The 20,586-nt window shown below is 72.1% G+C and carries 18 protein-coding genes and 2 pseudogenes; 6 read left to right on the top strand and 14 right to left on the bottom strand.

Going from position 1 to position 20,586, the window contains the following annotated elements; all coding sequences use genetic code 11:
- Positions 1–3: 3 nt before the first annotated feature.
- The gene (locus tag ACZ5PB_RS38360; protein ID WP_468697796.1) at positions 4–1,257 is read left to right on the top strand and encodes a trans-sulfuration enzyme family protein; all 1,254 of its coding nucleotides are present in this window, start codon (positions 4–6) and stop codon (positions 1,255–1,257) included.
- Here ACZ5PB_RS38360 and ACZ5PB_RS38355 read toward each other — a convergent pair.
- The 4 genes from ACZ5PB_RS38355 to pdxR all read right to left on the bottom strand — a co-directional run bounded on the left by ACZ5PB_RS38355 (position 1,196) and on the right by pdxR (position 5,104).
- Positions 1,196–2,638 carry a GNAT family N-acetyltransferase gene (locus ACZ5PB_RS38355; protein ID WP_468697794.1) on the bottom strand — a complete coding sequence of 481 codons (1,443 nt, stop codon included), beginning with the start codon at positions 2,636–2,638 and terminating at the stop codon, positions 1,196–1,198. The genes ACZ5PB_RS38360 and ACZ5PB_RS38355 overlap by 62 nt on opposite strands.
- Before the next feature lie 150 nt (positions 2,639–2,788).
- Positions 2,789–3,100, bottom strand: a complete 312-nt coding sequence (locus ACZ5PB_RS38350) for a winged helix-turn-helix domain-containing protein (protein ID WP_468697793.1) — start codon at positions 3,098–3,100, stop codon at positions 2,789–2,791.
- Positions 3,097–3,516, bottom strand: a complete 420-nt coding sequence (locus tag ACZ5PB_RS38345; protein ID WP_468697791.1) for a hypothetical protein — start codon at positions 3,514–3,516, stop codon at positions 3,097–3,099. Before ACZ5PB_RS38345 ends, ACZ5PB_RS38350 begins: the two co-directional genes overlap by 4 nt.
- A gap of 91 nt (positions 3,517–3,607) precedes the next feature.
- On the bottom strand, positions 3,608–5,104 hold the full coding sequence (pdxR, locus tag ACZ5PB_RS38340; RefSeq protein WP_468697790.1) for a MocR-like pyridoxine biosynthesis transcription factor PdxR: 1,497 nt from the start codon (positions 5,102–5,104) through the stop codon (positions 3,608–3,610).
- Between the two features lie 46 nt (positions 5,105–5,150).
- On the opposite strand from pdxR, the pseudogene ACZ5PB_RS38335 reads away from it, so the two are divergent.
- Positions 5,151–6,002: pseudogene (locus ACZ5PB_RS38335) on the top strand (EamA family transporter); the annotation flags it as partial.
- A 93-nt stretch (positions 6,003–6,095) separates the two neighbouring features.
- Here the strand turns inward: ACZ5PB_RS38335 and ACZ5PB_RS38330 are convergent.
- Positions 6,096–6,926 (bottom strand): alpha/beta fold hydrolase, encoded by an 831-nt coding sequence (locus tag ACZ5PB_RS38330; protein WP_468697789.1) that lies wholly within the window; start codon positions 6,924–6,926, stop codon positions 6,096–6,098.
- 190 nt (positions 6,927–7,116) lie between these two features.
- On the opposite strand from ACZ5PB_RS38330, the gene ACZ5PB_RS38325 reads away from it, so the two are divergent.
- Both ACZ5PB_RS38325 and ACZ5PB_RS38320 read left to right on the top strand, forming a co-directional pair.
- On the top strand, positions 7,117–8,010 hold the full coding sequence (locus ACZ5PB_RS38325; RefSeq protein ID WP_468697788.1) for an RNA polymerase sigma-70 factor: 894 nt from the start codon (positions 7,117–7,119) through the stop codon (positions 8,008–8,010).
- 244 nt (positions 8,011–8,254) lie between these two features.
- On the top strand, positions 8,255–9,019 hold the full coding sequence (locus tag ACZ5PB_RS38320; RefSeq protein WP_468697787.1) for a GntR family transcriptional regulator: 765 nt from the start codon (positions 8,255–8,257) through the stop codon (positions 9,017–9,019).
- A gap of 31 nt (positions 9,020–9,050) precedes the next feature.
- On the opposite strand, the gene ACZ5PB_RS38315 is transcribed toward ACZ5PB_RS38320, so the two are convergent.
- The 9 genes from ACZ5PB_RS38315 to ACZ5PB_RS38275 all read right to left on the bottom strand — a co-directional run bounded on the left by ACZ5PB_RS38315 (position 9,051) and on the right by ACZ5PB_RS38275 (position 19,998).
- Positions 9,051–10,217, bottom strand: a complete 1,167-nt coding sequence (locus ACZ5PB_RS38315) for an ROK family protein (protein ID WP_468697902.1) — start codon at positions 10,215–10,217, stop codon at positions 9,051–9,053.
- A 142-nt stretch (positions 10,218–10,359) separates the two neighbouring features.
- Positions 10,360–10,896, bottom strand: a complete 537-nt coding sequence (mug, locus tag ACZ5PB_RS38310; RefSeq protein WP_468697900.1) for a G/U mismatch-specific DNA glycosylase — start codon at positions 10,894–10,896, stop codon at positions 10,360–10,362.
- A gap of 19 nt (positions 10,897–10,915) precedes the next feature.
- Positions 10,916–12,349 carry an adenylosuccinate lyase gene (gene purB, locus ACZ5PB_RS38305; protein ID WP_468697785.1) on the bottom strand — a complete coding sequence of 478 codons (1,434 nt, stop codon included), beginning with the start codon at positions 12,347–12,349 and terminating at the stop codon, positions 10,916–10,918.
- Positions 12,350–12,430: 81 nt separating this feature from the next.
- A complete protein-coding gene (locus ACZ5PB_RS38300) occupies positions 12,431–13,234 on the bottom strand; it encodes an SGNH/GDSL hydrolase family protein (protein ID WP_468697784.1) in 804 nt (267 codons plus the stop codon).
- 150 nt (positions 13,235–13,384) lie between these two features.
- Positions 13,385–14,404, bottom strand: a complete 1,020-nt coding sequence (locus ACZ5PB_RS38295; protein WP_468697783.1) for a hemolysin family protein — start codon at positions 14,402–14,404, stop codon at positions 13,385–13,387.
- The gene (locus ACZ5PB_RS38290) at positions 14,401–15,747 is read right to left on the bottom strand and encodes a hemolysin family protein (RefSeq protein WP_468697781.1); all 1,347 of its coding nucleotides are present in this window, start codon (positions 15,745–15,747) and stop codon (positions 14,401–14,403) included. The genes ACZ5PB_RS38295 and ACZ5PB_RS38290 overlap by 4 nt, the downstream gene beginning before the upstream one ends.
- A gap of 182 nt (positions 15,748–15,929) precedes the next feature.
- On the bottom strand, positions 15,930–16,400 hold the full coding sequence (locus tag ACZ5PB_RS38285; protein WP_468697780.1) for a GNAT family N-acetyltransferase: 471 nt from the start codon (positions 16,398–16,400) through the stop codon (positions 15,930–15,932).
- A gap of 182 nt (positions 16,401–16,582) precedes the next feature.
- A complete protein-coding gene (locus ACZ5PB_RS38280) occupies positions 16,583–19,150 on the bottom strand; it encodes an FtsX-like permease family protein (RefSeq protein WP_468697779.1) in 2,568 nt (855 codons plus the stop codon).
- Between the two features lie 38 nt (positions 19,151–19,188).
- The gene (locus ACZ5PB_RS38275) at positions 19,189–19,998 is read right to left on the bottom strand and encodes an ABC transporter ATP-binding protein (RefSeq protein WP_468697778.1); all 810 of its coding nucleotides are present in this window, start codon (positions 19,996–19,998) and stop codon (positions 19,189–19,191) included.
- A 191-nt stretch (positions 19,999–20,189) separates the two neighbouring features.
- Between ACZ5PB_RS38275 and ACZ5PB_RS38270 the strand changes: the two genes are divergently transcribed.
- Together ACZ5PB_RS38270 and ACZ5PB_RS38265 are read left to right on the top strand one after the other, a co-directional pair.
- On the top strand, positions 20,190–20,414 hold the full coding sequence (locus tag ACZ5PB_RS38270; RefSeq protein ID WP_468697777.1) for an antitoxin: 225 nt from the start codon (positions 20,190–20,192) through the stop codon (positions 20,412–20,414).
- Positions 20,411–20,494: pseudogene (locus ACZ5PB_RS38265) on the top strand (fic family toxin-antitoxin system, toxin component); the annotation flags it as partial. The gene ACZ5PB_RS38270 and the pseudogene ACZ5PB_RS38265, both read left to right, overlap by 4 nt.
- Between the last annotated feature and the right edge of the window lie 92 nt (positions 20,495–20,586).

Raw genomic sequence — 20,586 nt, 5'->3', positions numbered from 1 at the left:
CGCATGACTGCCGAATCCTTGTCCGCAGCACCCGTGGCACTTGCCGTCACCCGGGCGCTCGCCACGCATGCCGTGCACGCCGGCCGCGAAGACCTCGCCGCGCTGGGCGTCCACGCCGTCCCCCTCGACCTGTCGACGACGTACCCCTCGTACGACAGCCGTGCCGAGGCCGCCCGTATCGACGAATTCGCCGCCACCGGTGCCCGGTTGGACGGCCCGCCGGTCTACGCCCGGCTCGACAATCCGACCACCGCCCGCTTCGAGGACGCGCTCGCCCGGCTCGAAGGGGCCGAGGCGGCGGTGGCGTTCGCGAGCGGGATGGCGGCGCTGACCGCCGTGCTGCTCGTACGGTCGGCCCAGGGGCTGCGGCACGTGGTGGCGGTGCGACCGCTCTACGGATGCAGCGATCACCTTCTCACGGCCGGGCTGCTCGGCACCGAGGTGACCTGGGTGGACCGCTCGGACCCGGCGTCCATCGCCGGGGCGATCCGCCCCGACACCGGACTCGTGATGGTGGAGACCCCGGCCAATCCGACCCTCGCGGAGGTCGACATCGCCGCCGTCGCCGATGCCTGCGGTGCGGTGCCGCTGCTCGTCGACAGCACCTTCGCGACCCCGGTCCTCCAGCGGCCCGTCGAACACGGGGCACGGCTGGTGATGCACAGCGCGACCAAGTACCTGGGCGGCCACGGCGACGTGCTCGGCGGAGTGGTGGCCTGCGACGAGGAGTTCGCCCGGCAGCTGAGGCAGGTGCGCTTCGCCACCGGCGGCGTACTGCACCCGCTGGCCGGATACCTGCTGCTGCGCGGCCTGTCCACGCTGCCGGTCCGGATGCGGGCGGCCTCGTCGAGCGCCGCCGAACTCGTCCGGCGGCTGTCCGCCGACCCGCGCGTCGCCCGCGTCCACTACCCGGAGATCGGCGGGGCGATGATCGCCTTCGAGGTGTACGGCGACCCGCACGCCGTCATCGGCGGCGTCCGGCTCATCACCCCCGCCGTCAGCCTCGGCAGCGTCGACACCCTCATCCAGCACCCGGCCTCCATCAGCCACCGCATCGTGGCCGAGGGAGACCGGCGGTCGGCGGGCGTCAGCGACCGGCTGCTGCGGATGTCGGTCGGCCTGGAGGAAGTCGAGGACCTCTGGCACGACCTCTGCGAAGCCCTCGCCGCCGCCGGAGCCGCCGGTGCCGACAGGGTCAGCCCCGCTCGGCCTGCTGACCGTACGCCGGAGGCCGTACCGGTGTCGGCCGCCCGTTGAGCCGTGCGGTGACGACGAGCGTCCCCTCCTCTATCTGGTAGTCGAGGGGCAGCTCAAGCCCGCGCATGGCGGCGACCATCCCGGTGTTGGACGCCTGGGTGACCGCGTACACGCTGCCGCAGTCCGCCTCCCCGGCGAGCGTCACCAGCCGGGCGAGCAGCTCGGAGCCGATGCCGCGCCGCTGCCAGGCGTCCTCGACGATCAGCGCGACCTCGGTCTCGTCGCCGTCCCACAGCAGGTGGCCGAGCGCGACGAGCCGCCCGGACGCGGTCTGCACGGCGAGCGTGCGGCCGTAACGCGGGCTCAGCAGGTGGTTGAGGTAGCGGTCCGCGTCCCCGACCGGGCCGTGGTAGCGGAGGTTGAGAGTCCGCTCGGAGCAGCGCTCGTGCATGGCAAGGGCCGCTTCGAGGTCGTCGGGGCCGGCCCGGCGGACGGTGATCTCGTTGCCCTCGGGCAGCGTGAGCACGTCCCGGCTGTGCGGCACCCGGGGCCCGAGCCGGGCGTCCAGCTCCACCAGCGCCCGCGCCCGCGCGAACTCGGTCGGAGTGAAGGGAAGGTACGGCCGCTCGATCGTGATCGCCCCGCCGTTCGGGTCGCGCAGTCGCATCACCGTTCCTTCCAGTACGCCCTCCACGGGCGCGGTCTGTCCTGTCGGGCGCCCGGTGAGTGTCGTCGCGGGCAGCGAGTGAATGGTGCACCGGCCGAGCAACTGACGCAGCGCGAGCGGCAGTTCCGCGGCATCGAGCGCGGTCCTGGTGGCCAGTCCCAGCACCCGGGTCGGGGCGTCCACCAGATCGTGCGCGTCCGCCCGCTCCAGCCAGGTGTCCCTGGCCCCGACCGAGGCGATCTCCCGGGACAGGTCCCGGATCTGGAGGTCGGCGGGGGAGCGGAGCAGGAACTCGTCCACCGTGCCGTCCCCCAGCGGGTGGGTCTGGAGGGTCAGGATGTCGACCTTCAGCCGGGCGAGCACGGTGCACAGCGCGGCCAGTGATCCCGGGGCGTCCTCCACCGTCGTCCGCATCCGCCACAGGGAGGTCGCGCCGGCCTCGTCGGGAGAGGCGGACCCGGTGGGCGGCGTCGGCGTTGTTGCCGTTGCCGTCGGTGCCGCCGCCGCTGGTGTGGGCGTGGACGTGGGTGTCGGAGGAGGCGCATGGCTGTGGCGTCGGGCCCACCAGGTGTGGAACCCGGCGGTCGCGGCCAGTGCCACTGCCGAGGCGATGAGGAGCACCGGCCCCTCCGGGCCGTGCACGATCATGTTCGCGATCGAGTCGGCGACCGCCACGGCCGTGAAGAGCGCGGCGAGTTCCACCAGGTCGCGGCGCCAGTGGTGGTGCCGGGCGGACTTCTTCGTGGAGGTCTTGGTTCCAGTCATGTCGGTCATGCCATCACTGTGGCCGAACGGTGTTGCGTGATCACGAACGTTTTGTGACTGACGGGTTAAGTGTGCTTCCGGTTGATTCGCTGTGATTTCCCGTGCGGTGGCCAGGAGCCGACCGATACTGCGACATCTCTTGTTCCACCAGGGCAGGGCTTACGTACCGGAAATCGCCCGCAGTGCGTTCAGGTGTCGCCGGTACACTTCCCGGCCCTCGGGGGTGAGGGTCAGCCATGTCCTCGGCCGGCGCTCGACGCGCCCTTTCTGCACGGCCACCCAACCGGCCTCCTCCAGTGCTGCCACCTGCTTGGACAGTGCCGAGTCGGAGACCTCCACCAGATCCCGGACGAAGCTGAACTCGGCCTTGTCCAGCGGAGCGAGCGCCGCCACCACCGACAGCCGGACCGGTGAGCTCAGCAGCGGTGCGAGTGCGTGCCGTGGGTGCGACCCGGGCTCCTTGCCCGTCATGCGGACCTCCGTATCTCGAACCAGGCGCCGAGGGCGCACGGCAGGATGCAGGCCAGGGTGGCCCCCGCCGCGAACAGTGCGTTGCCGTGGAGGGTGTTGCTCCCCAGGTACGCGGTGATGCCGAAGGCGATCCCCCATGCAACGATCACTGTCCCGTGCCGCACTCCGAATCCCCTGCGGACCGTGCGCTGCCGTGCCGCGTACACGCTCAGGCCGACAACCACCGCGGTGTTGACCCCGACCGCGACGAAGGTGCTGACGGGATGCCGCAACAGCACCAGTGCGGGGGCGATCACCAACTGCGCCAGCCCGAATATCGCCAGGTACCGCAGATACCAGTTACTGCCCTTCCAAGCGGCGCCCTCGACCCGGCCCGCACGCGTCAATGCCGTTGCGGCATCGGCGAATTCACTCATTTCTCCCCCTCGGAGCGATCCGTGAACTGCTCTTGTTTGCAAGGTTGGCATCAACTTTCCACCTTGGCAAGTACTCGGACGAGTGAACACCTCACGCCCCCGCGAGCAGCCCCACCCCGTACCCGATGTCCGCCACCGAAAGATGCGCGTACCCCATCACCAGCCGCACCGCCTCGCCCTCCCCCTCACCCCCGTCCCCGCCCCCCGTCCCGTACGACGACAACGCCCGCACCGCCACCCCCGCCCCCGCCGCCCGCTCCAGGAACCGCGACTCCGGCCCGTACCGCCCCGGCAGCGTCGCGATCACGTGCAGCCCCGCCGCTATGCCACTCACCTCCGCACCGGGGAAGTGCTCCGTGAGCGCCGCGACCAGCGCGTCCCGCCGCTCCCGGTACGCGCGCTGGCAACGGCGCAGCTGACGGTCGTACGCCCCACTCACCACGAAGTCCGCGAGCAGCGCCTGATCGAGCACCGGATTGCCCAGGTCAAGGGTGTGCTTGCGCTCCACGACCGGCTCCACCAGCGATTCCGGTACGAGCAGCCAGCCCAGCCGCAGCCCCGGCGACAGGGACTTGCTGACCGAGCCGGTGTACGCGACGCGCTCCGGGTCCAGGCCCTGGAGCGCGCCGACGGGCGCCCTGTCGTAGCGGAAGTCGCCGTCGTAGTCGTCCTCGACGACCAGCCCGTCCACCGTCCGCGCCCAGTCCAGGAGTTCGGCCCGCCGCCGCGCCGAATAGCCGATTCCGGACGGGAACTGGTGCGCCGGTGTGGTGATCAGCGCCCGCGTTCCGCTCGCGTACAGCGGCCCCGTCGCCGTCCCCTCCGCGTCCAGCGGCAGCGGCACCGACGTCAGCCCGGCCGCCGAGATCAGCTTGCCGTGCTCCGGGCTCCCGGGGTCCTCGACGCCCACGTCACGGTGGCCGCACTCCCGCAGCGCGAAGCCCAGCAACGTCATCGCCTGCGCCACCCCGGAGCACACCACCAGCCGTTCCGGATCGGCCACCACCCCGCGCCGCCGCGTCAGCAACCCGGCCAGCGCGGACCGCAGTTCGGGCAGCCCGCGCGGGTCCGGATAGCCCAGCGCGTGGTGCGGAAGTCTGGCCAGTACGCCCCGGTGGGCCGCCGACCAGGCGGCGCGCGGGAACAGCGACAGATCCGGGCTCCCCGGCACGAAGTCCGCCCGTACGCCCGGAGCACGCGGCGCCAGGTCCCGCACCCCGCGCACGGCGGGCCGCGCCGCGCCGCCCACCCAGGTACCGGCGCCCCGGCCACTGCGCAGATACCCCTCGGCCGTCAACTGCTCGTACGCCTCGGTGACGAGCCCGCGCGAAACCCCCAGGTCGGCGGCGAGCGCCCGGCTCGAAGGCAGCCGTGTTCCGGCCCGCAGCCGCCCCGTGCGCACCGCCTCGCGCAGCGCCGACCGGAGGCTGCGCCCCCGCTGCCTGGCGGGCGCGGTGGCGGCCGGAAGCAGCAGCTCCCATGCGGCCGCCCACACCTCGGACGGCCCGCCCGCCGGTGAAGGTGAACCGGTCTCCGGTGAAGGTGAACCGGTCTCCGATGAAGGTGAATTGGTCCCCGATGACGTCATGGAAGTGGACCTTAAACCGGACCGCTCCGCTCCCTAGCGTCGAGCCATGACCCGAACACCCCACGAGAGCACCGCCGTTCACGGCGCGCTCCTCGCCGCCCTCGCCTGCGTCCTCGTCGGCGGCTCCTTCACCGCCAACAGCGTCCTCGGCGCCTACCCGTACGCAGGCGGCCAGGCCATCCGCTACGGACTCGCCGCCCTCGTCCTGCTGCCGCTCGTCGCCCGGGGAGCGAAGGCCCGGCTGCGCACCCTGACCCCGCGCCTGTGGCTGCGGCTCGCCCTCCTCGCGGCCGTCGGCATGGCCGGTTTCAACTTCGCGGTGCTCGCCGCCGAACGCACCGCGGAGCCCGCCGTCCCCGGCGTGATGGTCGGCTGCGCACCCGTCGTGGTCGCCGTCCTGGTGCCGCTCCTGGACGGCCGCAGGCCCACCAGGGCCGTTCTGTACGGTGCCCTGCTCGTGGCCGTCGGCGCTTTCGCCGTACAGGGCTGGGGGCGCACCGACGCCGCCGGAATCGCCTGGTCCGTCGCGGCGCTCGGCGGCGAGGTGGGCTTCGCCGTCATCGCCGTACCCCTGCTGCGACCACTGGGCCCGAAGCTGCTGTCCGCCGCGTCCTGTGCGATCGCCGCCGTGGAGTCGGCGGCCGTCGGCCTGCTGTACGACGGAGCCGACTGGCTGCGTACACCGACCGCCCCAGAGGGGGCGGCGCTGCTCTGGCAGGCGGTGGTGGTCACCGTCGTCGGCTTCGTCTGCTGGTACCAGGGGGTGCAGCGGATCGGCGCCGAACGGGCCACCCTGTTCTCCGGCCTGATCCCCGTCTCGGCCGCGCTGACCGCGCCGCTGGTCGGCACAGGTACCTACGGCGCAGGTCAGGCGGCGGGCAGCGCGCTGGTCGGACTGGGCGTGGCCCTTGGCTCCGGGGTCCTCAAGGTGCGCAGGCCCCTGCCCCTGCCCCGCCGGCCCCGCCTGCCCAGCCGACCCGGCCGCCCGACGTCACCGGCTGGTGTCGAGGATGACCCGGGCCACCAGCGCCGGATCGTCGTTCATGGGCACGTGACCGCAACCGGGCAGCCGCACCAGCCGCGCCCCTGGAATGAGGTTCTTCGCCCGGACCCCCTGCCTGCGCAGCAGCAGCCGGTCGCGGGTGCCCCAGGCCACCGTCACCGGGACGCCGGTGACGTCGTCGCGGAACTGGACCGTGAGCCCGGCGTTCAGCGTCGGTGCGAATCCGACGCACTCCCGCAGCGCGACGGTCTCCGCGACCACGGCCTCCGGTGAACGCCGCCCCGGCTTCGCGTAGATGGTGCTGGTCAGCGCGAACCGCCCGGCCGGGCTCTGCGCCAACCGCTCCACCAGCGGCAACGGCATCGAAGTCGCCGCCGCCCGCATTCCGCGCAGCGTGCTGAAGGCGTACCGCCGCTCGGCCTGCGTCCAGAACCCGGCGGGGGACAGCGCCGTCACCGACCGCGCCAGCTTCTCCCGTCCCATGCCCAGCGCGAGCAGCCCGCCGAGCGAGTTGCCCGCGACGTGCGGCCGTTCGACGCCGAGGGCCTCGCACAGGGCGCCCAGCACCGGAACCACCGAGTCCATGTCGTACGGCAACCCCTCCGGCAGCGCCGGCGAAGCGCCGAATCCCGGCAGGTCGACGGCGATGACGTCGCGCTCGGCGGCCAGCGCCGACAGCACCGGCTCCCACGCCTGCCAGTGGTGGCCGATGCCGTGCAGCAGGAGCAGCGGCTCGCCCCGGCCCGCCCGTTCGTACGCGACGGAGGCGGTGCGCGGCCCGCCGGGGGACTGGACGGTGAACTCGGCAGTGGCGCTCATGAGGTGCTCCCTGGTCCCTGGAATCCGGCCTCGGAAAGTGGCCTTAGACACTCCGTCAGTAACAACTACCCTCCAGTAGCCACGAGTTCAAGAGGGTGGTCCGCCAGGACGGGAACACCGGCGGGGCACCGACGGGGCACCGGCGGGATACGGGGTGGACAAGGCCCGGCCCGTGGGCTGGGATGGCCCGGTGACTGCTGACACCTCGGCCGAAGCGACCGCCGCCTTCGAAGAACACCGCTCCGTACTCACCGGTGTCGCCTACCGGATGCTCGGCCGGGTGGCCGACGCCGAGGACGTCGTACAGGAAGCCTGGCTGCGCTGGTCGGCCCATGACCGTACGGACGTCCTCGCCCCCCGCGCCTTCCTCGTACGGATCACCACCCGGCTCGCCATCGACCGGCTGCGGCACGTGCAGTCGCGCAAGGAGGCGTACGTCGGACCGTGGCTGCCCGAGCCGATCGAGACGGACTTCGGGACGAGCGTCCCGGACACCGCGGAGCGGGCGGTGCTCGCGGACTCGGTCTCGCTCGCCGTCCTCGTCGTACTGGAATCGCTCTCTCCGCTGGAGCGCGCGGTGTTCGTGCTGCGCGAGGCCTTCGGTTTCCCGTACGGGGAGATCGCCACGGCACTGGACAGGACGGAGGCCGCGGTGCGCCAGCTGGCGGGCCGGGCGCGCAAGCACGTCGAGGAGCGCAAGCCGCGCTACGACGTGGACCCCGTCGAGCAGCGCGAGATGACCGAACGGTTCCTCGCCGCGGCCACCGGCGGCGACCTGGGCGACCTGCTCGCGCTGCTGGCTCCCGAGGCGCGCCTGGTCGGCGACAGCGGCGGCAAGGCGCAGGCGCCGCTGCGGGTCGTGGAGAGCGCGGACAAGGTGGCGCGCTTCATGATGGCCGTGGCGCAGAAGGTCATGCCGAACACGGAGGTCCGCTTCACCGAGCTCAACGGCGGTCCCGCCGTGCTGGTCCTGGTGGACGGGCGCCCGGACTCGGTCTTCCAGCTGGATGTCGCGGACGGGCTCATCGAGTGCGTCTACATCCACCGCAACCCGGACAAAATCCTCGGACTGGCTGCTCAGTAACCGCCACCCCGCCACCGCCCCGTATCCGTACGTCGGATGCGGGGCGTTTGCGTGTTCATGAACGTTCCATGACCTACATACGTTTCGTTACATACGTTCCCTAACCTCCGTAACGGAACGCGGATTGGTCTTGACCAACCAGATGCGCCGTCCTATGGTCGCAGAGTTAGTGAAGGAACCTTTAATAAACAAGGGCGCGGAACACGGAAAGCCGTGAGGGACGCGGCGATTGCGGAGGATCAGGGTGGGGACCACGCAGCTCGAAACGGTGCCGGAGCCGAAGTACTGGCACCTGAAGACCGTGCTCAGTGAGGCGCTCGACTCCGACTTCTCGGTCGGCGAGATCCTGCCCAACGAGCGCGAACTGGCGGCCCGCTTCGGCGTCGCCCGTGCCACGCTCCGTCAGGCTCTCGAACAGCTGGAGCTGGAAGGCCGTCTGCAGCGCCGCCGCGGCGTGGGCACCACGGTCGCCCCGCCCCGGATGGGCGTGGACGTCGGCACCTCCCGGCACAACTGGCCGGGCGCGCCGGACGACACCTGGCAGCCCGCCGACTGCCGTGGCTCGGTCGCCCCGGTCGCGGTGAGCCGGATGCTCGGCACCGAACTCGGCGAAGAGCTGCACACCGTCCGCCGCATCCGGCTCAGCCACGGCCAGCCGGTCGCCGCCGAGCTGCTGTACGTCCCGGCCGCCTCGGTGCCCGAACTCCCGGCCATAGAAGCCCCGTCCGGCCCGGCCCGCGCCCGCAGCGTGCTGCGCGAACTCCAGCGCCTCGGCCTGGAGGGCCAGGACCGCTCCGTCGAACTGGGCTCCGCCCGCGCCGACGACGCCAAGGAGCTCGACCGGCTGCCCGGCGCCCCCGTCCTGGTCGTCACCACCCGCTACTTCGCCGCGGGCCGCACCGCCGCCGTCTCCGTCGCCACGTACCGTGCAGACACCTGCCGGCTGACCTTCGGCGACGCGGGCGACCTGGAGATCAGCCACCACGGGCCGACCGCCAGGGCCTCGTAACTCACGTTTCCCGCACTGACGACGGGCCCGTTCACCGCCGGGCCGTCACCGTCGTCTCGACCGCGAACAACTGCTCCTCGACGTGGTCCAGCGCCAGCCGCAGCGCCCCCGTCGCCACCGACGCCTCGCCGAGCAGCGACAGTGCCACCCGGGGCGGCCGCAGACAGTACCGCTCCAGCTCGGCGCGCAGCGGATCCAGTACGCCGTCCAGCCCGGCCGCCCAGCCGCCGATCACGACCAGCTCCGGGTCGAGTGCCAGCACCAGTGCCGCCACGTCGTGCACCAGCCGCTGGGTGAATCGTTCCATCGCTGCCTGCGCCTGTACGTCACCCCGCTTGGCGTCGGCGAACACCGCCGCCACCGCGTGCTCGTCCAGCGGGTGCAGCGGCTCGTCCGTGGTCGACAGCAGCTTCTCGGGCCGCACCTCGCGCCCCAGCAGGTGCAGTGCGCCGATCTCGCCCGCCGCACCGCCGTACCCCCGGTGCAGCCGCCCGCCGATCAGCGAACCGGCACCGGGGCTCAGCCCCGCCAGGACGAAGACGAGGTCGTCGGTGTCGGTGCCGACGCCCTTCCAGTGCTCGGCCACGGCCGCGGTGTTGGCGTCGTTCTCCACCAGCACCGGGCAGCGGAAGGAGCGGCGCAGCCGCTCGCCCAGCGGCAGTCCCGTCCAGCCAGGCAGCGCCGTACCGAGCCGGACCGTACCGTCGGCCTCGACGATGCCGGGGCTGCCGACGCCGACGGCCCGCAGCGAACTGCGGGCCACCCCGGCCCTGCGCAGTACTTCGGCGACGACCTGCCGCACCCGCTCAAGCCGGTCGTCCGCGTCCGCGCTCTCGGACACCTCGCGCGATCCGGCCCCGACGATCCGGCCGTCGAGCCCTGACACCAGCGCCGAGACGCGGTGCGGGCCGATCTCGATGCCCAGCAGATGCCCGGCCTCGGCCCGGAAACGGAACCGCCGGGCCGGCCGGCCCTGACGCTTGGCGCCGCCTTCCTCGGCGGCGCTCTCGACGACGAGACCGGCCTCGATGAGCCCCTCGACGACACCCTCGACGGTCGGCCGGGACAGCCCGGTGATCCGGGTCAGGTCGGTCAGGGTGGGGGAGTCCGCCGAGTCCGCACCGCGCAGGGCGTGCAGCACCACCGCGGAGTTGATCCGTCGCAACAGAGAGGGGTCCCCGCCGGTCAGCCGCCCCAACGTGTCCTCCCAGGTCGCATGCTTGTCTGCCGGATCGTACTCGCCCCGGACATGCCACGGCGAGCCGCCCGGAGCGAAGCGGAACCAGATCGTTGCAGGTGTCCGGTGTGCGGGGCCCACGAGACCCCGGCCCTCGACCCGCTCAGCCGTCCGCCGCCCCCCGCAGCCGCCCGTACTCCTCGGCCATCGCCTGCACGCTCCAGTGCGCGTTGAGGCCACTGGGATTGGGCAGCGCCCACACCCGGGCGCCGCCGATGGTCCGCTCCTGCGGCCCGATCCGCGCCTTCCGCTCGCCGAAGGCCGTGCGGTACGCGGTCACCCCGACCACCGCCAGCCACTCGGGCCCCAGCCGCTCCACCTTCGCGGTGAGCAACTCCCCGCCCTCGCGGAACTCCTCGGCACTCAGCTCGTCGGCACGGGCGGTGGCCCGTGCCACCACATTGGTGATCCCGAGCCCGTACGACAGCAACTCGTCCTGCTCGTCGGGCCGCAACTGCCGGGGGGTGAACCCCGAGCGGTGCAGCACCGGCCAGAACCGGTTGCCGGGGCGGGCGAAGTGGTGCCCGGTGGCCGCCGACATCAGGCTCGGATTGATCCCGCAGAACAGCACACGCAGACCGCCCGCGGCCACGTCGGGGATGACGTGGCCGCGGGCGGCCTGCAATTCCTCTTGGCTCAGCACAGGGGGTGCGTACCCGTCAGAGGATCGAGCCCGGGGTGTAGCCCGCGGCCTCGGGGTGCTGCTTGGTGATCTGCTCGATCCGGGCGAGGACCGTGGTCACCTGCTGACCCGCCGCACCGGTGAACGACAGCTTGTCCGCCATCAGTTCGTCGAGCTGCGCCCGGTCCAGCGGCATCCGGTCGTCCGCCGCCAGCTTGTCGAGGAGCTCGTTGCGCTCGGCGCCCTGCTCGCGCATGGCCAGCGCGGAGGCGACCGCGTGCTCCTTGATGACCTCGTGCGCGGCCTCCCGGCCGACACCCGCCCGTACCGCCGCCATCAGGACCTTCGTCGTGGCGAGGAAGGGGAGGTAGCGGTCCAGCTCGCGGGCCACGACCGCCGGGAAGGCGCCGAACTCGTCGAGCACCGTCAGGAAGGTCTCCAGGAGGCCGTCGAACGCGAAGAACGCGTCCGGCAGCGCCACCCGGCGGACCACGGAGCAGGACACGTCGCCCTCGTTCCACTGGTCGCCCGCCAGCTCGCCCGTCATCGAGGCGTACCCGCGCAGGATGACCATCAGGCCGTTGACACGCTCGCAGGAGCGGGTGTTCATCTTGTGCGGCATCGCCGACGAGCCGACCTGGCCGGGCTTGAAGCCCTCGGTGACCAGCTCGTGGCCCGCCATCAGCCGGATCGTCTTGGCCATCGAGGAGGGGCCGCCCGCCAGCTGCACCAGCGCGGTCACCACCTCGTAGTCCAGCGAGCGCGGGTAGACCTGGCCGACCGAGGTGAAGGCGTGCGCGAAGCCCAGGTGGCCCGCGATGCGCTGCTCCAGGTCCGCCAGCTTCCCGGCGTCGCCGTCGAGCAGGTCGAGCATGTCCTGCGCGGTGCCGACCGGGCCCTTGATGCCGCGCAGCGGGTAACGGCCGAGCAGCTCCTCCAGCCGGCCGTACGCGACGAGGAGCTCGTCGGCGGTGGTCGCGAAGCGCTTGCCCAGGGTGGTGGCCTGCGCGGCCACGTTGTGCGAACGGCCCGCCATGACCAGCTCGGCGTAGTCGGCCGAGAGCTTGCCCAGGCGCGCCAGGACGGCCACCGTACGGTCGCGCATCAGCTCCAGCGAGAGCCGGATCTGGAGCTGCTCGACGTTCTCGGTGAGGTCGCGGGAGGTCATGCCCTTGTGGACCTGCTCGTGGCCCGCGAGGGCGTTGAACTCCTCGATCCGCGCCTTCACGTCGTGGCGCGTGACCTTCTCGCGCTCGGCGATCGAGGCCAGGTCGACCTGGTCGAGCACGCGCTCGTAATCGGCGAGGGCGGCGTCCGGCACCTCGATGCCGAGGTCCTTCTGCGCACGCAGCACCGCCAGCCACAGCTGACGCTCCAGCTTGACCTTCTGCTCGGGGGACCACAGGACGGCGAGCTCCGCGGAGGCGTAGCGGCCGGCCAGGACATTGGGGATGCGGGGCTTGGCAGTCACGTAAACAGATTCTACTGGCGGTTTGTGCAGGCCAGAGCCGCGCCCCCGTTCGTACGTTGCTACGAGGACGGCCGCGCGCTGTTACGAGGACGGCCGCGCGGAATCCCGGTCGAGCGGTTCCCCGTACGGCAGCAGCTCGGGGCGCTTCGCGGGGCGGCCGTCGCCCGAGGAGCGGCCGGTCACCCGGCGGCCGATCCACGGCACCAGGTGCTGGCGCGCGAACCGCAGGTCACTGGTGCGGCGGGCGGTCCAGCCCACCGGGGCCGCGACCGGCAGCGGAGCCAGCCAGTCGTCCTCCGCGTCCAGGCCGAGCGCCTGCCAGACCGCCTCGGCCACCCGCCGGTGCCCCTCGGCCGTCAGGTGCAGCCGGTCGGCGTGCCACATCCGCTGGTCGCCCAGGACGGCGGCCCCGTACAGGTCGACGACCACCGCGTCGTGCTCGGCGGCCAGCTCGTCGACGAGGGCGAACAGCTCCTCCACCCGGGGGCGGAAGCGTTCGAAGACCGGGCCGCTCCGGCCGGGGCTGCGCATCAGCACCAGCTGCTTGCAGGACGGTGCCAGCCGCTCGACCGCCTCGGTCAGCTTCGCCCGCACCCGGCCCATGTCGACCTTGGGGCGCAGGGTGTCGTTGAGGCCGCCGACCAGCGTCACCACGTCCGCCTGCATGGCGGCCGCCGGGGCCACCTGCTCGTCGACGATCTGGCCGATGAGCTTGCCGCGCACGGCCAGGTTCGCGTACCGGAAACCGGGGGTGCGGGCGGCCAGACGGGCGGCGAGCAGATCGGCCCAGCCGCGGTACGAACCGTCGGGCAGGGCGTCGGACATTCCCTCGGTGAAGGAGTCGCCGACCGCGACAAGGCTGGTGTACGAGGCATTCATCTCCATGGCAGGGCGATCGTACCCGGCGGCACCCTCCGGTACGAGAGCGGCCGGGCCCGCCAAGAAAGCGGCCCGGTGCGAGAACGGCCCGCCACGAAAGCGGCCGGTGCCTGCCCCGGCAAGGGGAGGGCACCGGCCGTGCGTTCACCGCCCCGGTCAGGCCTGCTGCGGCGGGCCCACCAGCTCTCGCAGTACGTCCTCCATGGTGACCAGGCCCGCGGGCCTGCCGTCCTCGTCGGCCACCGCCGCCAGGTGCGTACGGCTGCGGCGCATCGCCGTCAGCACGTCGTCCAGCGGAGTCTGGGCCCGCACCCTGGCGATCGGCCGCATGGCCGAGACCGGGAACGGCAGATCGCGCGGCGTCGCGTCCAGGGCGTCCTTGACGTGCAGATAGCCCAGGATCCGGCGGGTCGAGTCCAGCACCGGGAAGCGCGAGAACCCGGACTGGGCGGACAGCCGCTCCAGCTCCTCCGGAGTGGTCCCGGCCTCCGCGTACACCACCCGCTCGACGGGCATCACGACGTCCCCGACCGGGCGCCTGCCCAGCTCCAGGGCGTCCCGCAGCCGTTCGGCGGCCCGGTCGTCGATCAGCCCCGCGTCACCGGCGTCCTTCACAAGACGGGCCAGCTCGTCGTCCGAGAACGTCGCCGCCACCTCGTCCTTGGCCTCCACCCGCAGCAGCTTGAGCAGCAGGTTGGCGAAGGAGTTGATCGCGAAGATCACCGGGCGCAGCGCCTTGGCCAGCGCCACCAGCGGCGGGCCGAGCAGCAGCGCGGTCCTGGCCGGTTCGGCCAGCGCGATGTTCTTCGGCACCATCTCGCCGAGCAGCATGTGCAAGTACGTGGCCAGGGCCAGCGCGATGACGAACGAGATCGGGTGCGTCAGCGCGTCCGGCACGCCCACCGCGTGGAACAGCGGCTCCAGCAGGTGCGCGATGGCGGGTTCGGCGACCACACCGAGTACCAGGGTGCACAGCGTGATGCCCAGCTGGGCGGCGGCCAGCAGCGCCGAGACGTGCTCCAGGCCCCAGATGACGCTGCGCGCCCTGCGGTTCCCGGCCTCCGCCTCGGGCTCGATCTGACTGCGGCGCACCGAGATCAGCGCGAACTCCGCGCCGACGAAGAAGGCGTTGACGACCAGCGTCAACAGACCGATCAGCAGCTGTACGGCGATCATCGGCCGGCCTCCGCATCAGAGGTCCGCGGGTCCACAGCCACCAGCGGCGCGTGCATCAGCACCCGCGCCGCCCGGCGGCCGCTCGCGTCCACCACGTCCAGCGTCCAGTCCGACAGCTCCACGCAGTCGCCCACCTCGGGGATCCGTCCCAGTTCGTTCGCGATCAGGCCGGCGAGGGTCTCGTACGGGCCTTCGGGCACCCGCAGTCCGATCCGCTCCAGCTGGTCGGTCCTGGCCGCGCCGTCCGCCGACCACAGGTCGCGGCCGTCGGTGTCCTCGCCCGCGCGGGCGAGGTCGGGGGTCTCGTGCGGGTCGTGCTCGTCGCGCACCTCGCCGACGACCTCCTCGACGATGTCCTCCAGCGTGACCACACCCGCCGTACCGCCGTACTCGTCGATGACGACGGCCATCGTCCGCTTGCCGGACAGCCGGTCGAGCAGCCTGTCCACGGTCAGCGTCTCCGGTACGAGGAGGGGCTCGCGGATCAGTTCGGTCACCGGGTGGCGGGGCCTGCGCTCGGCGGGCACGGCCAGCACGTCCTTGATGTGGATCAGGCCGACGACCGAGTCCAGGCTGCCCCGGTAGACGGGGAAGCGGGACAGACCGGTCGCCCGGGTCGCGTTCGCGACGTCCTCGGCGGTGGCCTGCACGTCCAGCGCGGTGACCTGCACGCGCGGCGTCATCACGTTCTCCGCGGTGAGCTCGGCCAGGTTGAGCGTACGGACGAACAGCTCGGCGGTGTCCGCCTCCAGCGCGCCCGCCTTGGCGGAGTGCCTGGCCAGCGCGACCAGCTCCTGGGGGCTGCGCGCGGACGCCAGCTCCTCGGCCGGTTCCATGCCGTAGCGGCGCAGGATGCGGTTGGCGGTGTTGTTGAGGTGGCTGATCAGCGGCTTGAAAGCGGCCGTGAACCAGCGCTGCGGGGTCGCCACGACCTTGGCGACGGCCAGCGGCGAGGAGATCGCCCAGTTCTTGGGGACCAGCTCGCCGACGACCATCAGGACCACGGTCGACAGTGCCGTACCGAGGACCAGGGCGACCGAGGAGGCCACCGTGGGGGACAGGCCGAGCGCCTGGACCGGGCCCTTGAGCAGCTTGGAGATCGACGGCTCGGAGAGCATGCCGACCAGGAGGTTGGTGACGGTGATGCCGAGCTGGGCACCGGACAGCTGGAACGTCAGGCTGCGTACGGCCTTCAGGGCGCTCTCCGCACCCCGCTCGCCCCGCTCGACGGCCCGTTCGAGATCGCCGCGCTCGATCGTGGTGAGGGAGAACTCCGCCGCGACGAAGGCGCCGCAGATCAGCGAGAGCAGTACCGCCACGAGCAGCAGAAGCACTTCGGTCATCGGTTCACCTCCGTCCCATGGTCGGCCAGGGTGGAGAGGATCGCGCGGTGTCGGCTGTGTCTACTACTGGGAGGCTCGCCCATGGGCGGACGCTCACACCTTTCGAAGTCGGGACGGCCCGCCGTGGTGACGGAGCGTCGAAGTGGGAGATCCCATGGTAAAGGATCAGCAAAAGTACCCGGTCAGGAGTCGAGCGCCTTCACCCAGCGGGACCACTGGTCCTGCCGCGCGTACCCCGCCGACCGCCATGCGGGGTGCGCGCGCTCGTTGGCGTCCAGCACCATCGCGTCCCCACGCCGCCCGCCCAGGCGTACGAAGCGGTCCTCGGCGGCGGTGAGCAGCGTGCGCGAGATCCCCCGGCGGCGGTGGTCCGGATGGACGGCGAGACGGTAGAGCGAGCAGCGCCAGCCGTCGAAACCGGCGATCACCGTGCCGACCAGCTCGGGGCCCGTACCGCCGCCCGCTGCTCCCGCCTCGTCCCCGGCCGTCTCCGCCAGGATCAAGGCCTGCGGGTCGCGGGAGATCAGCCGCTCGACCCCGGCCCGGTCGTCGCTGATGCTCGTGCCCTCGGCGGCGACCTTCCAGAAGGCCAGGACGGCGTCGAGATCGGCGGGGGTGGCGGGCCTGAGCCGTACGGCTCCGTGATCTGTCATGGCGGCATCCCACCACCGGCCCTGCGGCGGCGTCGACCGGATTCCACGATTCGGTCGGTCGGACCGTCACCCCTTGCGGAGCTCCGCGATCACCAGTGCCGAGCTCCACGATCACCGGTGCCGAGCTTCGCGCGCCCCAACTCTCCTCGCACGAGGTTGAGTCCGGGTGCGGCCTACTCGTGCTACTCGTGCGCGATCGCGGTCAGCACGTTCATCCGCGAGGCCCGCAGGGCCGGCAGCACCGCCGCGGCGAGACCCACCAGAACCGAACCGACCACCACCGCGACCACAGTCGACCACGGCACCGCGAACGCCGTCATCCCCTGGAGCGCCAGGACCTGGCTCATCGCCACGCCCCACACCAGCCCCAGCGCGAGCCCCAGCACCGCCCCGAACACGGCGATCACCACCGACTCCAGCCGGATCATCCGCCGCAACTGCACCCGGGACAGCCCGATCGCCCGCAGCAGCCCGATCTCCCTGGTGCGCTCCACCACCGACAGGGCAAGGGTGTTGACCACCCCGAGCACCGCGATCACGATGGCGAGCCCGAGCAGCCCGTACACCAGGTACAGCAGTACGGAGACCTGCCCGCGCACCAGTTCCTTGTAGTCCGCCCGGTCCTGCACGGCCACCTGCGGGTAGGGCTTCAGCGCCGATTCCAGCGCCCGGCGCAGCGCGGGGGCGTCGAAGCCCGGGGCCGCGTTGACGTACAGCGAGGACTCCTGCCCGCCGGGGTAGTACTTCTCCGCCGTGGCCAGGCCCATGAAGAGCCCGCCCTGTACACCGCCCCCGCTCGGGGTGTCCTGGGAGGTCAGCGCCGCGACCCGGAGCCGTGCGGTACGGCCGCCGGAGAACTCGACCCGGACAACCGCACCCGCCCGCACACCGTGCTCCGCCGCGAACTTCCGGTCCATGCCCATGCTGTCCGCGCCCAGCGCCGCCGCCGTGCTGCCCTCCGCGTACGTCAGGTGGGCGACCTCGTCGAGCTGGGGATCGTAGCCCGCGGCCATCGACTTGATCCGCTGCCCGTCCGGCAGCGACAGCCGTACGGGCGTCAGGCGCATCCGCACCACCGTCCCCGCCTCCTCCACCTTCCGCACCTGCGTGGCGACCTCGGGCGGTACGGGCAGGAAGCCGGGGCTCTGCACGACGAAGTCCGCGCCCAGCGTGCGGTCGATCTGCCGGTCCAGCGACGCCGTCATCGACGCGCTCGCCACCGACAGCCCGGCCACCAGCGCCAGCCCCACCATCAGTGCGGACGCGGTCGCTCCGGTACGCCGCGGATTGCGCAGCGCGTTGCGCTGGCTCATCCGGCCGACCGACCCGTACAGCCGGGGGAACGCCGCCCCCAGCACCCGGATCACCGGCCGCACCAGCAGCGGCCCCGCCACCACCGTCGCGATCAGGGTCAGTACGACGCCCAGGCCGAGCAGCGAGGCCGCGGTCCCGGTCACCTCGCTCAGCGCACACCCGGTGAACGCCGCAGCCCCGGCCACCGCCAGCACACCCCCGGCCACCGCCCGTATCCTCAACGGCCGCCCCTGTCCCGCCACTTCGGCCTCCGCCAGCGCGGCCATCGGGGAGACCCTGGAGGCCCGCCTCGCCGGCAGGTACGCGGCCACGAAGGTGACGCCCACCCCGACCGCGTACGCGGCGACGAACGGGCTCCAGCCCAGCACCATGTCGGAGATCCTGAGCTTCATCCCGAACAGGCCCATCAGCCAGATCAGCGCCACCGCGAGACCGATCCCGGCCGCGACACCGAGCGTGGAGCCCACCAGACCGAGCAGCAGCGCCTCGGTGAGGACCGAGCGACGCACCTGACGGCGGTCGGCGCCCAGCGCGCGCAGCAGCCCCAGCTCGCGGGTGCGCTGGGCGATCAGCATGGCGAAGGTGTTGACGATGAGGAAGATGCCGACGAGCACGGCGACCCCGGCGAAGCCGAGCATCACGTACTTGATCACGTCGAGGAAGGCGCCCAGATCGGCGACGGAGGACTTGGTCTGCTCGGCGGAGGTCCGCAGCGTGTAGCGGGAGCCCAGCTCGGCGGCGATGCGCTCCTTGAGCACCTGGTGGGGGACGCCCGGCGCGGCCTCGACGGCGATCAGGGTGGCGGCGTCGGCCGAGCCGAGCAGCTTGGTCTGGGCCGTCGGGGTGTCGGTGAGGACGAGGGCGGCGCCGGGGTTGGTGGTGGTGAACGTGACGATGCCGACCACCCGGACGGCGAACGTGCCGGGCCTGGCGAGGATCCGCAGCGTCTCGCCCGTGCCGATGCGGGCACGGTCGGCGGTGTCCGCGTCGACCACCGCTTCGGCGGGGCCCTGCGGCAGCCGGCCGCTGGTCAGCTTCAGCGGATTGCGCGGGGTCTCGTACCAGTTGGTGACGATGGTCGGGGCGCCGCCCTGGAGACCGATGGCCTTGTTGTCGCTGTCGACGACGGTGATGCTGTCGGCGGTCGCCTCGACATGGGTCCTGGCGACCCCGGCCACCGACCCGATCCGGTCGGCGACGGCGGCGGGCAGTGTCCGTACGGCACCGGTCGGCAGACTCCCGCCGATGTCGTCCTCCTTGGGCGCCACCGACACGTCGGCCGAGGTGCTCGCGAACAGCCGGTCGAAGGTCCGCGACGCGGTGTCCGAGAAGATCAGGCTCCCGGACACGAACGCCACCGACAGGAGCACGGCCAGCGCGGAGAGCAGCAGCCGCCCCTTGTGGGCGAAGAAGCTCCGCAGGGTCGCCTTCAGCACGGGGTGCCTCCTGGGATCCGGTGTCGGTGCGGCGTGGATCAGTGAGGGGAGGAAGGAGAGCCCTTGCGGAGCCGGGAGATGCCGTCGAACCGCTTCATCCGTTCCAGCACCGCCTCCGCCGACGGGTCCGGCATGCTGTCCACGATCCGCCCGTCCCCGAGGAAGAGCACCAGGTCCGCATGGGCGGCGGCGCCCGGGTCGTGGCTCACCATCACCACCGTCTGCTCCAGGGCGTCCACCGCCTGGCGCAGGAAGGAGAGCACCTCGGCACCCGACCGCGAGTCGAGGTTGCCGGTCGGCTCGTCCGCGAAGATCAGCTCCGGCCGGGACGCCAACGCCCTCGCGCACGCGACCCGTTGCTGCTGGCCGCCGGAGAGCTGGGACGGCCGGTGCTTCAGCCGGTCGCGCAGCCCCAGCGTGTCGATCACCTGGTCCAGCCACGCCCGGTCGGGCCCGCGCCCCGCGATGTCCATCGGCAGCGTGATGTTCTCGGCTGCGGTCAGCGTCGGCAGCAGGTTGAACGACTGGAACATGAAGCCGATCCGGTCCCGCCGCAACTGCGTCAGCTCCCGCTCGCGCAACCCGGTGATCTCCGTGTCCCCCAGCCACACCTGCCCCGCCGACACCGTGTCCAGCCCGGCCAGACAGTGCATCAGCGTCGACTTGCCCGACCCGGAGGGCCCCATGACGGCGGTGAACCTGCCGCGCGCGATGTCGACGTCGACGGAGTCCAGGGCGAGCACGGTGGTCTCGCCGCTGCCGTACGCCTTGGTCAGTTGGCGGGCCCGGGCGGCGATCGGCAGGCCTGCCGCCAGGCCGTGGGCGGGCGGGGTGGCGGATGCGGACACGGCAGCCTCCGGGGCCGGGACGGTGCGCGGCTTGCGTACGGCTCAACTCCCTTGCACGGAAGGAGAGTAGAGCGGGGGAGGGGTCCCGCGAATCCCCCGTGGGTCCGGAATCTCCGGTCCGTGTAAGGGGCATATGGGCGGGTGGTGCGTCCGCTCTTGTGCCTGCTAGCGCCCGGCCGCTAGCGTGAAGTGTGGCGAAGACCCAGTTGAACGTACGCGTGGACGAGTCCACCGCCGAGGCCGCGCGGCAGCGGGCCCTCCAGCGCGGCGTGAGCGTGAACCGGTACATCGAGGAACTCGTCCAGCGCGACGCGGGGGAGGCCGGCCGGACCTTCGTCGAGGCCGCCGCCGACTTCATGAAGCGCTACGAGGCGGTCTTCGCGGAGGAGTTCGGCGAGGAAAACCTCCGCCGGTGACCCTGCGGATCGATCTCGCCTGGCTCCTCATGGTCGCCGAGCACCGCACCCCCGGCGACCCCCAGGTGGTCGACTGGGGCTTCTCTGAACTAACTTGATAATTGCTCAGTTGAGCGAATGGAATGGTGTTTCGTCTTGGGCGAGACGCCTTTTTTGTTGCCTTGATTTCCCT

Source organism: Streptomyces sp. NPDC032721 (assembly GCF_055579625.1).
This window is presented reverse-complemented; position numbering and strand designations above follow the sequence as displayed.

Excerpts from the sequence above, each read along its gene's own strand:
- ACZ5PB_RS38300 (WP_468697784.1), bottom strand. The coding sequence starts at position 13,234 with ATGGAGATGAATGCCTCGTACACCAGCCTTGTCGCGGTCGGCGACTCC.
- ACZ5PB_RS38350 (WP_468697793.1), bottom strand. The coding sequence starts at position 3,100 with ATGACGGGCAAGGAGCCCGGGTCGCACCCACGGCACGCACTCGCACCG.
- pdxR (WP_468697790.1), bottom strand. The coding sequence starts at position 5,104 with ATGACGTCATCGGGGACCAATTCACCTTCATCGGAGACCGGTTCACCT.
- ACZ5PB_RS38345 (WP_468697791.1), bottom strand. The coding sequence starts at position 3,516 with ATGAGTGAATTCGCCGATGCCGCAACGGCATTGACGCGTGCGGGCCGG.
- ACZ5PB_RS38330 (WP_468697789.1), bottom strand. The coding sequence starts at position 6,926 with ATGAGCGCCACTGCCGAGTTCACCGTCCAGTCCCCCGGCGGGCCGCGC.
- ACZ5PB_RS38290 (WP_468697781.1), bottom strand. The coding sequence starts at position 15,747 with ATGACCGAAGTGCTTCTGCTGCTCGTGGCGGTACTGCTCTCGCTGATC.
- ACZ5PB_RS38360 (WP_468697796.1), top strand. The coding sequence starts at position 4 with ATGACTGCCGAATCCTTGTCCGCAGCACCCGTGGCACTTGCCGTCACC.
- ACZ5PB_RS38295 (WP_468697783.1), bottom strand. The coding sequence starts at position 14,404 with ATGATCGCCGTACAGCTGCTGATCGGTCTGTTGACGCTGGTCGTCAAC.
- ACZ5PB_RS38355 (WP_468697794.1), bottom strand. The coding sequence starts at position 2,638 with ATGACCGACATGACTGGAACCAAGACCTCCACGAAGAAGTCCGCCCGG.
- ACZ5PB_RS38285 (WP_468697780.1), bottom strand. The coding sequence starts at position 16,400 with ATGACAGATCACGGAGCCGTACGGCTCAGGCCCGCCACCCCCGCCGAT.